Source organism: Glutamicibacter sp. AOP5-A2-18 (assembly GCF_052446055.1).
Taxonomy (GTDB): Bacteria; Actinomycetota; Actinomycetes; order Actinomycetales; family Micrococcaceae; genus Glutamicibacter.
This window is the reverse complement of record NZ_JBQSVW010000001.1, coordinates 586,435-600,108: the sequence shown is the minus strand read 5'-3', so window position 1 is coordinate 600,108 and position 13,674 is coordinate 586,435. Positions and strand designations below refer to the sequence as shown.

Annotated in this window: 14 protein-coding genes and 2 riboswitches; of the genes, 3 read left to right on the top strand and 11 right to left on the bottom strand. The window is 52.7% G+C overall.

Features of this window, described 5'->3' with window-relative positions:
* Positions 1-58: 58 nt before the first annotated feature.
* The 6 genes from ACT3RW_RS02935 to ACT3RW_RS02910 form a co-directional block, all read right to left on the bottom strand.
* Positions 59-622: a recombinase family protein gene (locus ACT3RW_RS02935; RefSeq protein WP_444612758.1), complete on the bottom strand. Its 564-nt coding sequence runs from the start codon at positions 620-622 to the stop codon at positions 59-61.
* Positions 623-1,023: 401 nt separating this feature from the next.
* On the bottom strand, positions 1,024-1,452 hold the full coding sequence (locus ACT3RW_RS02930) for a hypothetical protein (protein WP_444612757.1): 429 nt from the start codon (positions 1,450-1,452) through the stop codon (positions 1,024-1,026).
* A gap of 422 nt (positions 1,453-1,874) precedes the next feature.
* On the bottom strand, positions 1,875-2,363 hold the full coding sequence (locus ACT3RW_RS02925) for an HNH endonuclease (RefSeq protein WP_444612756.1): 489 nt from the start codon (positions 2,361-2,363) through the stop codon (positions 1,875-1,877).
* A gap of 181 nt (positions 2,364-2,544) precedes the next feature.
* Positions 2,545-3,252 (bottom strand): hypothetical protein, encoded by a 708-nt coding sequence (locus tag ACT3RW_RS02920; protein WP_444612755.1) that lies wholly within the window; start codon positions 3,250-3,252, stop codon positions 2,545-2,547.
* Positions 3,253-3,442: 190 nt separating this feature from the next.
* A complete protein-coding gene (locus ACT3RW_RS02915; protein ID WP_444612754.1) occupies positions 3,443-3,634 on the bottom strand; it encodes a hypothetical protein in 192 nt (63 codons plus the stop codon).
* Between the two features lie 218 nt (positions 3,635-3,852).
* The gene (locus tag ACT3RW_RS02910) at positions 3,853-4,095 is read right to left on the bottom strand and encodes a helix-turn-helix domain-containing protein (RefSeq protein ID WP_444612753.1); all 243 of its coding nucleotides are present in this window, start codon (positions 4,093-4,095) and stop codon (positions 3,853-3,855) included.
* Positions 4,096-4,939: 844 nt separating this feature from the next.
* Between ACT3RW_RS02910 and ACT3RW_RS02905 the strand changes: the two genes are divergently transcribed.
* Positions 4,940-6,190 carry a tyrosine-type recombinase/integrase gene (locus tag ACT3RW_RS02905; protein ID WP_444612752.1) on the top strand — a complete coding sequence of 417 codons (1,251 nt, stop codon included), beginning with the start codon at positions 4,940-4,942 and terminating at the stop codon, positions 6,188-6,190.
* Between the two features lie 240 nt (positions 6,191-6,430).
* On the opposite strand, the gene ACT3RW_RS02900 is transcribed toward ACT3RW_RS02905, so the two are convergent.
* Positions 6,431-7,660, bottom strand: a complete 1,230-nt coding sequence (locus tag ACT3RW_RS02900; protein ID WP_262198393.1) for an ROK family transcriptional regulator — start codon at positions 7,658-7,660, stop codon at positions 6,431-6,433.
* A gap of 186 nt (positions 7,661-7,846) precedes the next feature.
* On the opposite strand from ACT3RW_RS02900, the gene ACT3RW_RS02895 reads away from it, so the two are divergent.
* A complete protein-coding gene (locus ACT3RW_RS02895; protein ID WP_444612751.1) occupies positions 7,847-8,257 on the top strand; it encodes an NUDIX hydrolase in 411 nt (136 codons plus the stop codon).
* A gap of 43 nt (positions 8,258-8,300) precedes the next feature.
* On the opposite strand, the gene ACT3RW_RS02890 is transcribed toward ACT3RW_RS02895, so the two are convergent.
* From ACT3RW_RS02890 to ACT3RW_RS02875, 4 genes are all read right to left on the bottom strand, one after another.
* A complete protein-coding gene (locus ACT3RW_RS02890; RefSeq protein WP_131090325.1) occupies positions 8,301-8,795 on the bottom strand; it encodes an HNH endonuclease in 495 nt (164 codons plus the stop codon).
* 228 nt (positions 8,796-9,023) lie between these two features.
* On the bottom strand, positions 9,024-9,944 hold the full coding sequence (locus ACT3RW_RS02885; protein WP_262198397.1) for a C40 family peptidase: 921 nt from the start codon (positions 9,942-9,944) through the stop codon (positions 9,024-9,026).
* A 3-nt stretch (positions 9,945-9,947) separates the two neighbouring features.
* Positions 9,948-10,117, bottom strand: a riboswitch (cyclic di-AMP (ydaO/yuaA leader).
* Positions 10,118-10,241: 124 nt separating this feature from the next.
* A complete protein-coding gene (locus tag ACT3RW_RS02880; protein ID WP_444612750.1) occupies positions 10,242-11,288 on the bottom strand; it encodes a M23 family metallopeptidase in 1,047 nt (348 codons plus the stop codon).
* A 4-nt stretch (positions 11,289-11,292) separates the two neighbouring features.
* Positions 11,293-11,445, bottom strand: a riboswitch (cyclic di-AMP (ydaO/yuaA leader).
* Between the two features lie 108 nt (positions 11,446-11,553).
* On the bottom strand, positions 11,554-12,249 hold the full coding sequence (locus tag ACT3RW_RS02875; RefSeq protein WP_131090327.1) for a metal-dependent transcriptional regulator: 696 nt from the start codon (positions 12,247-12,249) through the stop codon (positions 11,554-11,556).
* 260 nt (positions 12,250-12,509) lie between these two features.
* Between ACT3RW_RS02875 and serC the strand changes: the two genes are divergently transcribed.
* Positions 12,510-13,631, top strand: coding sequence for a phosphoserine transaminase (serC, locus tag ACT3RW_RS02870; RefSeq protein ID WP_131090328.1), 1,122 nt, complete (start codon positions 12,510-12,512; stop codon positions 13,629-13,631).
* Positions 13,632-13,674: the final 43 nt, after the last annotated feature.

Here is a 13,674-nt window from a genome sequence, read left to right as displayed (position 1 = left end):
GGTGGCTTAAGGGGTGTTGCTACATCCGTAGGCTACGTCCATAGGCTACATCCATGGGCTACATGCTCAAGTAGCGGTAGACGGTTGCACGTGAGACTTCGAGGGTCTTTGCAATATCTTCAATGTCCACCTTCTTGGCGTCCATCTCTTTTGCTTTCTTTACCTTTGGATTATCTGAATCAACCTTAGGGCGTCCACCGGTCTTACCACGACGTCGTGCTGCTTCAAGGCCTACGTTAGTTCGTGCCACGATTAGCTCGCGCTCATACTCTGCCAACGTAGCGAAGATGCCAAAGATTAGCTTTCCGTCGGGTGTGGTCGTATCCATGTTGGACTTGTCCAGTGCACGGAACTGTGCGCCCTTCTCTTCAATCTTCTTGACAGTGCTCACCAAATCAATCATTGAACGCCCTAAGCGGTCGAGCTTGGCCACAACTACAACGTCGCCCGGTTCCAGCTCTTCCAGCATCTTATTGAGTTCCGGGCGATCCTTGGCACTCTTCCCTGACTTCTTCTCTTGGTAGATGTTCCGTGTCTTTACGCCAGCTTCTACGAGTGCGTCCAACTGTCCATCAAGATTCTGGTCTGCGGTGGAGACTCGTGCGTATCCGATAAGTGCCATGGTGTCGCGATCCTTCAATGTAGTGAGTCTCAATAACTCATGTCTAAGTGTGTGTATCTGAGATAAGTATATGAGACGACAACTGAGAATACAAGCCCCTTGATATTCCGGGGTTCTTAGATAGTCAGACTCAATGACAAACGAGTCTTAAGATTCCTTCGTTTGTTTGGACACCACTTGACGCGTTCTAGCCGACGCCCAAACCTAAGGATGCTGCCAACGAGCCACGGCCTTGACGATGGCTTGCACAGCCTTACACGTGCACGCGTGCGCCCAAGCTCCAGGATGCCAACGTGACACGGTGGGGGGGAGACCCCTTTAGGCGTATGCGCTTCCCCGGCAGTGCTATACCTCCGACTTTGCGTACGGGTTGATGACGTCCTGAGAATGGTTCTCAATACCTAAATGGCCGGTAAAGGTAGCCCGTAAGCCTTGGCGAACTGTTGAACCTTAGGGCTGCCCAAGGCTTCACGATTGAACGGGCGCCCACACTCTTTGACCCGGTGAGGCTGTAACCCTTCAACTACTTTCTGCCTTGCGAACTTACGCCGGTTGTTCTCTGGCACACTGACAGGTTCAAGATGTACCGGGCTGACGCATCCAGGTCCGACGATGCAACCGCACAAGTGGTCTAACTGCTGGCGTTGACCGTGGCCTCCCATGAGTAGCCCCCACGCAACACGATGGGCTAACCATTTGGACTGGCCTCCTAGGTAGGTGAACATGTACGGATAGCCTGAGTTGGTTTGCTGGCCGTTGTCGTAGACCCAGCAAGAACCGAACTTCTCTTCGTCAACCGTTATGAACCTTGCTAAGCTCTCACGATTCATCTGCTCAACTTCAGCATCTTTCGATGGGTCTTTGTGTTCGATCAGATGATGGTACTCGTGTACGCGACACAGACGCCGGTACTTCGTGTTCAATGATCGGCGCCCTTGACGTTCAGCTAACGTGCTTCGGCAGGTCGGATAGTCGCATCTTTGAGAGAGGTTCTTCCTACGCTGCTGATCGTAGTGCGTCGAGCATAATCCCTTTGCGTGTGCCCTCTTGGAGCAGTCTTTGATCTTGCATGATCCGTCGTTCTTACCAGCTATTTCGACCTCTTCCTGACTCGTAAAAATATTCCTGTTTTTGTGGGGTGCTCTCCCCTGTTCCGCACTAGAACTGTAGGGTTTTCCCTATACCCAATCCTTGATGGGTGCGCCCCAGCATAATTAGTGAGAGACACCGTCCGCGCCCTTGATGGCGAGCCTTAGCGAGCTACCCTCACACCGTCAAGGATGGAAGGTAGTCCGTGCTCTACCCCGTATGAGAGTTCTTTGATGCTCATGGGCTTCCGGTTCCCTCCTACTAGTATTGAATCCTCATTGGCTTTGAGTGAGGCTTTCTGCTGCCGTGACACTTGAACGTGCCTTGATCGGTCAAGGGCTTGTAGGTGTGATGGGCGAACGCAAGTAATGTTCATGCAGATATGGTCTAGCTCTACGTGTGTGGGTAGGTCTTCGCTAACAAGGTGCATCCATATCCATCTATGCGCTCTGAAGGTTTTTCCTTGGTCGTGGAAGTTTGGGTATCCGTCGTCTGATATTCCTGCTACCCATTCCCAACATGTCTTGTCGTGTCCTCCGGCTTTGAGTTTGAGTGCGAAGCGCTTAGACGCTGGAAGTCCTCTGTGCTCTCGCCCTGGTGTTGGGTGGATGTTCTTGAATGTCCCGTGCTTGCTCTTTTGGTAGGCGTGCATGGAGCAGAGTGAGCGTCCTTTGTTCCCTTCGCGTTGGCAGTGGATGCCGTTTAGTTCGGCAGTGCATTGGCTCATGCTGTGGTGTCTCCTAAGTAAGTTTGTTGATGAACCCAACGGCCATTGAAGGATTCTTGGTATCCCCTCAATGGCCGTTGGGTGAACGGGTGTTGCTACGGAACTTCTAGGAGGCGCGAACACTTCGTTCGAGCATGAACCCGCTCATTTCGACAGCTTCTCGTTGAATGTCTGCTGCTTCTCGTTGAATGTCTGCTGCTTCTCGAATGGCCTTGAGCTTTGCTTCGTGTGCTTTGGCTAGTCGTGGTGCCTCGTATCGTCCAAGACTGTTGGCGATGGTGTTGTCACTGATCGTGCTGAGGGATACGCGTCCACCGACTTCGTGATCCCAGCGCACTTCTTCACCGCGTAGTTTCTTGGCACGCTTGGAGAGATTCGTGAGTACCGTGCAGGCATTGTTGTGCGCTTCGAGCTTCTTGAAGGCGGCGTGAGTGATCTTATCGAGCTTCACCTGAAGCTCAGTGGCCGTCTTCGCCAACTCTTCAGGAGTGAGATGCCCTTCCACTTCTCCATGCTCGATCCGCGCTTGTAGGAGTTCGGCTTCTGCTTCATCCCGGCGAGCGCTGGCAGCGGACTGTGCACGAGTGAGTTCTTGGATGTGCTCGTTGATGCCGTTGATGGTGGCGCGAACTGCAACCAGATCGACCATGGCTTGCTTGTCGCCCTTGAGCAGAATAAGGGAATCGAGACGTTGAACTTCAGCTTGTTCGGTGGCTAGCTCTTTGGTCTTGGCATCAATGGCTTCGGTGATGGATGCCAAGGATTCTTCGGCTTGATTAAGGTCAGCTTGAAGGGTGTTGATGGTTTCGTTCATTGGGTGTTCCTCCTATGGAACTAGTTGGATACGTCGGTGTGTGCCCGACGGTTTTTGTTGACGCTCCTACATTCCCGACAGTGGGATTGAAGACCGTCGCCTCTCGTTCGGTTGATACCGAATTCGTTTACTCGTTTGACTTCTTTACATCTTGGACATGTCTTAGTGGTGCGTCCTGTAGGTGGCTGACTCACTTCTTCTCCTGGAGGTGTTTCCATGTGGCGCCCGTGATGATTCGGGAGATGGTGGACTGGCTTACACCGTGGCGTTCGGCTAGTTGTGCGTAGCCGATTTGACCGGGGCTGTAGGTCTTCCTGATCAAGTGGACGGTCTTGTCTGTGAGCTTGGCGCGGTAGTGCTGCTCACCGTGTAGGGCTGGCAAGGGCGTTCCTTAGGGTGATGGAGGCTGATGGAGGCTGATGGGGAGTAACGCAATTGAATGCAACTCTTTAGGTAAATAAAAAGGGGTTGGGGAATCGTAGCTAAGAATGCGGGTTCCCGGTTGTTTAAACCTGGCTACGATTCCCCATGATCGAGAAGACGAAATGTCTTTGCTCTAGCACTAATACTGTGGTGAGGGGAAGTCTCTAACGAACCTTGCTAAGCCGCTCGTTTGGATGCTGGCGCTCGCAGAAGGTGGAGGCCGTTACGACGCTCAGGGCTTCGTGAAGGGGTCACACGTTGCTGACGTGCCCATGACTCAAGGTCTGTTTTTGAGTAGCGTACAGCGCCAAATAATTTGTGATAGGCAGGGCCTGTATGCCGATTGTTGGCAAGCGTCTGCGGTGAGAGGCCGAGGTATTCGGCAGCTTCTGACCGTGACAGAAATTCTGTGGTGTCCAAGTGTTCCTCCTGTGCTGGAAGAAACTCTGAAGCAGAATTGATAATTGTTATTGAAGCGCTCAAGCGTTTCGTATGGGTTGAACCTGATGGCTCGTAACCATTGTATCGACTCTTCGGGGCGTTTGAGTCACCACAGGATTTGACCAAGACCAGTACCTGAAGAGCAAGGGCTGAAGAGAAGCCAAGACCAGTACCAACAGATGCCAGTACCAACAGAAGATACCTAGCATCCGTATACGTACGTTAAAGCCTTTTAGGGTTTGTAAAGAATACCTCTAAGAATCTTATTGGAATCCTTAGAATACTTTTAGGGAATCCTAAGAATCCTTTACGAAATCCTTTTGGTACTGGAAACCCTTAAGGGTGTCTACGTACGTTAAAGCTCTTAAGGTTTTTAAGAAGTTATTAGGAATACTTGAGTATACGTTTAAGTCGTTAACACTCTTAAGGTGTTTAAGAAGTTATTAAGAACACTTAGGTATACGTTAAAGTGTTTAAGAACGTTTAAGTGTTAACGTCTCTTTGCCCCCTTACCCCCATAGGATCATTATAAACCTTGTGTATACCCATTTGAGTCACCAGAGGATTTGATCAAAGATTTTTCGGAGTCACGGCTTGAGCTGCTGATTCGAAATGATCAAGAATCTAATCAAGAGTCTTTGGTCAATGCCTGAGGGTCGCAGATGCGGACTACCTCTTGTAAGCCCTTGTGCGCCTCTCTAAGCGTCCTGTAGTTATTGTGTGGATGATTGCTTATCTGAGACTATTCTAGGCTCTTAGAATGGATTCTACGGCTTCTAGTGTTTGCTGAAGAATTCCTTGGCCTACCCTGTTATGTGTGCCCGTGTGGGATCATGGGGTCATGTCGATTAGAAACAACTGGGAGAAAGTCCCTAAAGAGAAGCGTAAGGACATACGAAAGTGGACGATTCGCTATCGTGACGAGAACGGTCGAAGCCGTGAAAAGTCTTTCGATCTTAAAGATGACGCGCTGAAGTTTGAATCTGAAGTACGCCGGGCAAAGGATCGTGGCGAAAGAGTTTCAAGGCCGGTAGGTGTGACCGCGTCGGAGCTGTGGGGCGAGAACTCTCATGGTGGTATGCCTGAAGATGGCACCTTCCTTTACGTCGTGATCAAGGATGGCGTTAAGGGGAATAATCATCCTGCGAGCTTCAAGACACTTACGAAGTATCGCAACTGCTTCAATCTCTATATTCAACCAAGATGGGGCGACACTCGTTTAGTTGACATTCGACATGAGGATGTTGCTTCGTGGATTCGTGGCCTTAGGTACGCGTCTAAGGATGAACCGGCGAGCGCTTACCTCAAGCGTGAGACGTCTGGAATTTTTAGATCATTCATGGATCATGCGGTTGCTGAAGGCTACATACCTTCTAACCCTGCCCTTGATCTTGCTGGACGTGTGAGATACCGCCCAGGCCCTGAGCGTAAGAAACCTAAGGTGTACCTGTCGATGAGGCAACTGCGCATCTTGGCATCTTGCTGCGAAGGGTATGAATCAATGGTCTTGACCGCCGGGTTAGGTGGCCTAAGGTTTGGTGAGCTTACAGCCTTGACCATTTCAGACCTTAGCCTTGGAGAGAAGTCCATGATCAATGTGAACAAGGCCAACACTGATGACCGGGGCGCGATTCATCTGAAGGAAACTAAGACGGGCGAAGATCGAAACGTACCGCTACCTGAGTTGGTGGCTGAGATGTTGGCGAAGGAAGTTGAAGGGCGCTCGCCGGATGAACGTGTCTGGTCTTGGCGTGTTGGTGGTGGCGTGATTCGACACAACTCGTTTTCTAAGAGTGTGCTTAAGGATCGTGTGCGCACGAGTGGCGAAGTTGTGCCGGGTGCTTTGACGTTGGCGCGTGAGGTTGATCCGACATTCCCGCAGATGACGTTCCATGATTTGAGGCATACGGCTGTGAGCTTGGCCGTGAAAGCTGGCGCCAACATTAAGGTTGTCCAGCGCATTGCAGGGCACTCAAGCGCGACGCTCACCCTTGACACTTACGCCGGTCTGTTTGATGACGATTTGCACGATAGCGCGTCAAGGCTAAACGCCGAGCTGAGCAAGGTATGGTGAGCGGGTAACCGGAAATAGCGTGTGTTTTCGGCGGGGTTGCCTACCGTGAATAGCAGTGTTTATAAGGATTTTATTACCGACTCCTAAAGGGTAGGCCAGCGGTTCAATTCCGCTCAGGGGCACAAGATAAAGAGCTTTGCTACCGCAATATTGCTGGTAGCAAGGCTCTTTTCGTATCACGGCAACAGCTAAGGGCACGTTCATGATGAACGTGCCCTTAGCTGAGAATAAAGTTTGAGACTAGCGAAGCAGGAGTGCGGTCGCCTTTGGCGAAAGCGAAGCATCCATGACTACGCAGGCGCCACCGATGGCTCCTACATTGGCGCCAAGTTCGGAGGTGCGAGTTTCGATTTCGTGAACACCGCGCAGAGCGAATCGGCGTTCAACTGATTCTCGAACATCGTTTTCTACCAGCTCGCGAACCTTGCCCCACTGTGGACCGCCGAAGATGATTTCGCGGACGTCCAACGAGTTGGCTAGCTGACCTGCAACTTCAGCGACCATGGTCATGGATCCGGTAACCAATTCCTTGGCTACCTTGTTGCCTTCATGAGCCAGTTCGTAGAGTCGGTTCATACCCTCTGCACGCTGTTCCGGGCCTACGATTTCGTAGGTAGGAAGCTCCAGGCCACGTTCCTTGGCCTGGGCAGAAATGTACTCGTACGAGGTACCTGCTGCGAGGCAGTCGTCAGCACCGCATTCTTCACAAATGATCGACTTGTGCCCGGTGGAGTAGTGTCCGATTTCGCCAGCGTTGTTGCTTGCGCCGTGGTGAACATCGTTATTGAGCACTAGGCCGGCACCGAAGCCGTGACCGCAGTAAACAAATACGAAGTCGTTGTTCTTTTCTTCCTTGGACTGCCACAGCTCGCCAACGGCGGAGGCGATGGTGTCCTTTTCGATGATGACCTGCAAGCGCAAGAGCTTACGCAGCGGGTTGACCAGCTCAACATCAGCCCAACCATCAAGCAGTGGTGGGTTCAGAACGATACCCTCTTCAACGTTGACTGGACCTGGAACTGCGATGCCCACGCCAACGATGTGCTTCTTTGGAATGCGAATTTCAGCGATAAGTTCCTTGACGGTGGTGGCCATCAGCTGGATCGTCTCGTTAGCGACCTCCAAGTTAGGAACTTCGATGCGACGCTCGCGCAATACTTCACCACGAAGGTTCATCGCAACGAAGCTGAGAACGCTAGGATCAAGGTGGATACCAATGGAAACCAAGCGGTTGCCTTCAAGCTCCAAAACGGTGCGAGGCTTACCTGGGCCGGATACAATCGTGCGGTCTTCTCGGACAATTCCGTCATCCAGCAAACGGCGAACGACATTTGAAATGGTCTGTGGCGAAAGGCCAGTTGAACCTGCCAGTTCCACGCGGCTGATGCCATCAGGTGCACGTCGAATCGACTCGAGAATGACAGCCTGGTTAAAGTCACCCAGGCGGCCTAGATTTGTACCCCGTCGCATTTTTACTCCATTGTTCTGTAAAGTAGATGGATCGATCTTTCTGTTCCAGCGATCCCGGTAACAAATAGCACGTGGTCTGTATACTGCGAGTAATTTGACCGCTATGAGTTACAACTAAAAACGTTGGAGATCCAATTAAGCACGTTACCACCATTAACGTATGGATTCACGCGATATTGTGTTTTAGTGAAGAAAAATTTGACGATCTCAGCGGCATGTTTAATCAACAACCAAGGAGAAATTCTCCTCGTGCGCAAACGTGGCACTATCAAGTTCATGCAACCGGGCGGAAAACCTGAAATCGGGGAATCCCCGTTACAAACTGTCATTCGAGAAATCCGCGAGGAACTTGGAATCTCCTTCATGCCCGACGAACTCAAGTTCGACGGTGAATGGATTGGAGCGGCCGCCAATGAAGACGACACTTCCATCCGCGCCTCGCTATTTTCAGCGCACTACGACGGCAAGCTCGTACCCCTAGCAGAGCTTGAAGAACTTCTCTGGATCGCACCAAAAGACGCTTTGCTTCGCGAGGACATCGCTCCACTGCTACGTGAATTCGTATTGCCCCACGCCATTGCCAACGCCGCCGGATAACCTATTCGTCCCGGCAACCCAAAACGGGCCTTTAGCTGACCGTTTAGCTGGCTTGAAGGAACTCATCCCACGCTGCATCAATATGTTGCAGCCCAGAGACTAGGTGTCCTCCCATACGTGGTCGGTGTGGTGTGGTGCGAAGCTGCCAGCCAAGTTGCGAAAGCATCTTGTCGGCCTTGCGACTATTGCACAGCAGACAAGCTGCCACAAGATTCTCCCAAGTATTCTTCCCTCCCCTACTTCTGGGGATCACGTGATCGATAGTGTTCGCAGACTTACCGCAATAAGCGCAGGTAAAGGCGTCCCGACGCAGAACACCCCTACGCGTGACATGAAGCATGTCGCGGTAGGGGCGTCTTACATAGCGTTTGAGAACAATGACCGTGGGTCTGGGTAACTGTCCGTGGGAACTGCGAACTGGAGAATCGTCGTCCTGGAGAACAATGGTGGCTTTGTCAGCCATAACCATTACTAGGGCTCGTCTAAAAGTCACGACCGCTAAGGGTTCGTATCCTGCGTTTAATACCAGTGTTCGCATGTGTCGTACTTCCTTCTTGAACCGATTGCTACCATCTGGCATTGATGGAGCTCGCGCCCTTATCGGAGTGTCTCTACGGCTAGCCTATGCGAAGATTTAGGCGATTTGGGAGTATCTGAAGAAGAAATCAATCGTTTTTCACTTTTTTGATGTTCTACGTTCACTCTATTTAAACTAGCAAAGGCCACCGGACGATTGAATCGTCCGATGGCCGTCGTAAAGCTGAATTTAGCCAGCTAGGGTGTAGTAACCGTACAGTGGGTTGCGCGATACATCGTGAACCAAAGTACCAACACTTGGGTTCTGTGCACCGATCATCTTGCCACCGCCGAGGTAGATACCTACGTGGCCGCCACCGTTCTGGAATACCAAGTCGCCAGGCTTAGGGCTGCTGGTGCGCTTGAACTGCCCCGAGCCAAGGATGGCCGAGGTTCCGCGAGCGATGTTGATGCCGTTCTGTGCGTAAACATACTTTACGAAGCCCGAGCAATCCCAACCGCTTGGGGTGTTGCCGCCCCAGACGTATGGAACGCCAGCGTACTTGGCTGCGGTGCCAGCGATGCCGGACAGGCCAGCAGACTGTACCGAGGTCTCAGCCTTGGTTTCGGTCTTTGCCTTAGCTTCGGTCTTCGCCTCAGCCTTTGGAGCAGCGGTTGCTGCCTTTGCGGTTCCGGTGCTACGGCTCTGACGAGTCGTTGGAGCGAACGAATCCGAAGAATCGGAAGAAGTCGAGGAAGCGCTTGCAACGGTGGTCTTTGCTGGCTTAGCAGCAGTCGACGACTCGTTGGTGCGGGTGGTTGGCTCGATGTCATCAGCAACTGCGATAACAACTGGCTCTGGCTTCTCTTCTGCAGTGAAGCTTGCACGCTTAATGCTTACTGAAGCGTCCTTGTCGGCAGCAACGCTGACCGACTTGACTGCAACGCGCTCTGGGTTGATAGTGTCAACCGGCGAAGCCGAAACGTCGCGTGGTGCGGATGCCTGGCCTGGAACACCCAGGGTTACGATCAAACCGGATGCTGCTGCAACTACGGCAGCCTGACGACCCACCGAGCCTGCGTTAGACGCTACGGCCTGGGAAATCGCCTGTAGCGAATTGGTGCGTGAAACGTCGGCGCGGCGACGTCCATGTGCATGACTCTTGGTCAAAATATTGCCTCTCCTTGATACCTACGAGGTAAGCTGTCGGGTTCGAAGTGGAGTTACCTCGGTGGATTTGAAGTTTCCTTCTCTTCCACTTCACCCCTAGGGTTATTAGCCAAAGCTAATGACCCGATGTTGGTTCCCCCGCCACTGCCGTACGAGTTGTGTATAACTGCTCATTGCGTGTTGGCAGTGCTCGGTTCTCACGCAAAGATGCCCATGGGTTCCCCATGGCACGGATATAAGCCTATAGGATGATTTTTGAAATGTCACGTTTTGATCACGAAATAGTGACGAACGTCGTTATAACCAACCTGCAGGGTCTTTGAACTGACCGTCAACGATCACTTCGAAGTGCACGTGAGGCCCGGTTGAGTTGCCGGTAGTGCCCGACAATGCGATGAGATCGCCGCGCTTCACCTTGTCTCCAACCTTGACCAAAACCTTGCTGTTGTGGCTGTAGCCGGTTTCCAGGCCCTTGCCGTGATCCAGGGTGACTCGGTTACCTGAATGACCGGCCCAACCTGCAACCTCAACAACGCCATCTGCTGCGGCGTAAACCTTGGTTCCACTGCCAACACCGTAATCGGTGCCGCTGTGAATCATGAAGCCTGCGCCGGTTGGATTCTTTCGGTGCCCGAAGGTCGAAGTGATGCGCTGGCTATCTACTGGTGCATCAAGCAACCCTGCGGTTTCCTTGAGCGTGGTGACATCGCCACCCGAAGCAGTCATGATCTCAGTGAGCTTCTCTTCACTGGCGACCTTCTTATTTACTTCGGAGGACAGTGCAGCGCGTTCAACGGAAAGCTCCGTTGTGCTCTCAGGAGCCTTGACGTCGACTACAGCTGAAGTTGCGGTGCGCTGTTCGGCGGCAACTGCCTTGTCCTCTTCACCGGTGCTGCCCGAAAGCTGTGGGGCAACTACTGCCAAAGCCAAACCTGAAACCGCAGCGACTGCAGCGATTTTGTGGCTGAAGCCGGCACGAATTGGCTTACGGCTCTTGGTCTTGACGCTGGCAATGAACTCTACGTTGCTATCTGCATCAGCTGGAGCCGAGCTCGTTGCCTGAGTTTCAGTGCGCTGTGGCAATGAAACAACATTGCTCGCGGCGATCTTTGAAGCAAAGTCTTTTTGGTTGGGTGCTACACCGTAGCGCTGGTTGGAGTCGAAGCGACGACCCACAAAGTCTGCGTGCACCGGCTTAACCGGGCTGATAGCGGGAGCTGCTGTCGCAGCGCGTGATGCGCGGCGTCCGTTGGGCCGCGCGGTGGCCGAAGCGGTGATCTCTGCAATCACGTCAATCTCGGTACCCGCAGCGCGACGTCGTCCCGCAGTCTTGGTTTCGACCAAAACATTCCTCTCACTGTTACGCCTACGAAGTTAGCTGTCGGGTTCGACTATGGAGAAATGCGTCGGCCTGTAAATTACAGAACTTCACCCCAAGACGTTTGCACGTCAAAATATTGGGTCCCCCGTTGTTGCCCTCAAATATTCGTGACCTTCTTCTGACGCAGGGCAACACTCGGCGGTCGCGACAGAGGCGGATGATGCACGTCAGATTGACGACACCACTAATAAACGTTACCGGGCATCGCCTAAAGTTACAATTTCGTTATCAAATTTGAGACCGAACAAACACGTGTCCGCTGACTTCAACTGGAAGCTCGAGTGCGCCTTCGATGCCCTGAACGCGGACCACTACGTAGTCGTCGGCACGTTCCAAAGTGACAATGGCACCGGGGCGAATTCCGCCTTCATTCAGTTGTCCGAGCAGAATTGGGTCCGTTTGGATCGGCTCAGCTAGACGCTCGATAGCTATCGGGCCGATGTTGCCGGCCAGCAATGCGTCATCCAAATTCTGAACGGCATGCGAGATTTCGGCCACGCTAGGGCCACCAAGTACTTCAAGACCTGGAATTGGGTTGCCATACGGGGAGACAGTTGGCTTACCCAATAGGTCGTAGAGTCGACGTTCAACACGTTCACTCATCACGTGTTCCCAGCGGCAAGCTTCGTCATGGACGTATTCCCAGTCCAAGCCGATCATGTCCGAAAGTAGACGCTCAGCCAAGCGGTGCTTGCGCATCACGCCCGTTGCTAATTCATGACCTTTATCAGTCAGCGCAAGGTGACGATCAGTAGAGACGACTACCAAACCGTCGCGCTCCATGCGGGCAACAGTCTGCGACACAGTTGGTCCTGAGTGGCCAAGACGCTCCGCAATTCGGGCACGCAAAGCCACGATCTCTTCTTCTTGAAGTTCAAGAATGGTGCGAAGATACATCTCAGTTGTATCGATAAGATCAGACACAGTAGCCGCTCCTGGAAGTCACAACAGTTAAGTTCGCTCGATTTTTACGTGGCGTCAATAGCCCACTCTACTTGGTCTATCAGACAGTGTGCGGATGTAACCCGCCGCGCAGATGTCGTAACCGACCGTCTCGCTTTTCCCTCGAGCCCCCGCAATTTGCGAAGATATCTATTGAAACGCCAAGGCCATCCTTCAATATTCCGATTCTGGGTAATGGTGGCCTATCAGGCACTTCAAACTATCGCTACAAGAGGAGCGCGATGAGCACGGACATCCAAATTCCACAAAACCTTCTGCCCGCCGATGGTCGATTCGGTGCCGGACCCTCCAAGGTTCGCGCAGAACAGGTCCAGGCCATCGTCGACGCCGGGTCCAAGTTGTTGGGAACTTCCCACCGCCAGGCACCGGTAAAGAACCTTGTAGCTTCGGTTCAGACCGGGCTCAAGGAGATGTTTAGTGCCCCTGAAGGCTATGAAGTTCTTCTCGGCGTAGGTGGTTCGACCGCATTCTGGGACGCCGCAACCTTCAGCTTGGTTCGTAACAAAGCACAGCACCTGTCTTTCGGTGAGTTTGGTTCCAAATTCGCCAAGGCCACCGACAAAGCTCCATTCTTGGCAGCTTCCTCAATCATCGTTGGCGAGCCAGGCACCGTTCCTGAGCCAGTAGCTGAAGCAGACGTTGACGTTTACGCATGGCCACAGAACGAAACTTCGACCGGTGCAGCAGCGCCGATCAAGCGCGTGGCCGGAGCCAATGAGGACGCATTGGTTGTCATTGACGCCACCAGCGCCGCGGGAGGCCTGGATGTAGACCTAGCCGAAACCGACGTTTACTACTTCGCGCCACAGAAGAACTTCGCTTCAGACGGCGGACTGTGGCTTGCTTTTGTCTCCCCTGCGGCCATCGCCCGCATCGAGGAAATCGCAGCCACCGATCGTTGGATCCCAGACTTCTTGGATCTGAAGACCGCGTTGGATAACTCGCTGAAGAACCAGACGTACAACACCCCGTCGCTAACCACGCTGGTTGGTCTTGACGCACAGATCAAGTGGATCAACTCCAATGGTGGACTGAAGTGGGCCGCGCAGCGCACCGCAGAATCCGCAGGCTTGATACAGGCTTGGGCCGAGGCATCAGAGATCGCCTCGCTTTACGTGGCCAAGGCTGAACACCGTTCGAACGTTATTTCCACCGTTGATTTTGACGACTCGGTAGATGCTTCGGCTATCGCCAAGGCGTTGCGCGCCAACGGTGTGGTTGACGTTGAGCCTTATCGAAAGCTCGGTCGCAACCAGCTGCGCATCGCAACCTTTGTTGCCATTGAGCCAAGTGACGTGGCGGCATTGCTTAAGTGCATTGACTACGTCATCGAGCAGCTCTAAGAAGCAGACAAAGAAGCGGGAGCTTCGAAGGATCGGTTTAGAC

Bases quoted from the DNA above. Each gene is read 5' to 3' on its own strand.
- ACT3RW_RS02930 (WP_444612757.1), bottom strand. From the start codon at position 1,452: ATGAATCGTGAGAGCTTAGCAAGGTTCATAACGGTTGACGAAGAGAAG.
- ACT3RW_RS02920 (WP_444612755.1), bottom strand. From the start codon at position 3,252: ATGAACGAAACCATCAACACCCTTCAAGCTGACCTTAATCAAGCCGAA.
- ACT3RW_RS02925 (WP_444612756.1), bottom strand. From the start codon at position 2,363: ATGCACGCCTACCAAAAGAGCAAGCACGGGACATTCAAGAACATCCAC.
- ACT3RW_RS02890 (WP_131090325.1), bottom strand. From the start codon at position 8,795: ATGCGAACACTGGTATTAAACGCAGGATACGAACCCTTAGCGGTCGTG.
- ACT3RW_RS02900 (WP_262198393.1), bottom strand. From the start codon at position 7,660: ATGCGACGGGGTACAAATCTAGGCCGCCTGGGTGACTTTAACCAGGCT.
- ACT3RW_RS02935 (WP_444612758.1), bottom strand. From the start codon at position 622: ATGGCACTTATCGGATACGCACGAGTCTCCACCGCAGACCAGAATCTT.
- serC (WP_131090328.1), top strand. From the start codon at position 12,510: ATGAGCACGGACATCCAAATTCCACAAAACCTTCTGCCCGCCGATGGT.